1 protein-coding gene is annotated in these 670 nt (G+C 68.7%); it reads right to left on the reverse strand.

Annotated elements, in window-relative coordinates; genetic code table 11:
• Nucleotides 1–347 (reverse strand): zinc metalloprotease (locus tag G5C51_RS42345; RefSeq protein WP_476715162.1); only part of this gene is annotated, 347 nt, incomplete at its 3' end.
• Nucleotides 348–670 lie beyond the last annotated feature (323 nt).

A 670-nucleotide genomic window follows, 5' to 3' on the forward strand; every position in this document is an offset into this window, starting at 1 on the left:
CCACCCGGCAGCCCGATGCCCCCCGCGATGACGAAGAGCAGCGGAAGCAGGATGGACAGCACGGCGTGCGTGTACTTGAAGGGATTGAGGGTGAGATAGCCCTTCGCCCCGATGGAGATGTCCCCGCTGTGGAGGGCACTGCGCGCATGCGCGTACTCATGCAGACACAGCGAAACAACCCACCCCGCCACAACAAAGAGAAACACCATGAGCCCGGCGGGCCCCTTGCCCTCATACAGCGCCCACCCGGCAGCCACAGCAGCGGCGAGAATCCCCAGAAACACCGGACTGATACGACGATCTCTACGCCTGAGCGCTGCCGCACTCGCGCCGGCATCAGTGGTCATCACAGCTCCTGCCAGTGGCTCAGCGATCGGCTCCCGCCCCCGACCGTATCGTTGGGGGGATTCCCTGCCAGGGGAACGACACTGTGGGGGGTGGGGGTTCCGCCCCCTCCTACCTCCTCGCCCTCGCCCCTCCGCCCCTCGCTCCGTCCCGGGAGGACGGCTTGGTATCGGTCGGATGGGGCGGACGGCCGGCTTGGCATCGGTCGGACGGGTGCGGGTGGCAGGACGGCTTGGCATCGGTCGGACGGGTGCGGGGTGGGCGGACGGCTTGGCATCGGATGGTGACGGCAGCGCTGCCGGGTTGCGCCCGGTCGCGGTGCCAG

The sequence above is a fragment of the Streptomyces coryli genome, assembly GCF_011044975.1.
In the GTDB taxonomy this organism is placed as follows: domain Bacteria; phylum Actinomycetota; class Actinomycetes; order Streptomycetales; family Streptomycetaceae; genus Streptomyces; species Streptomyces coryli.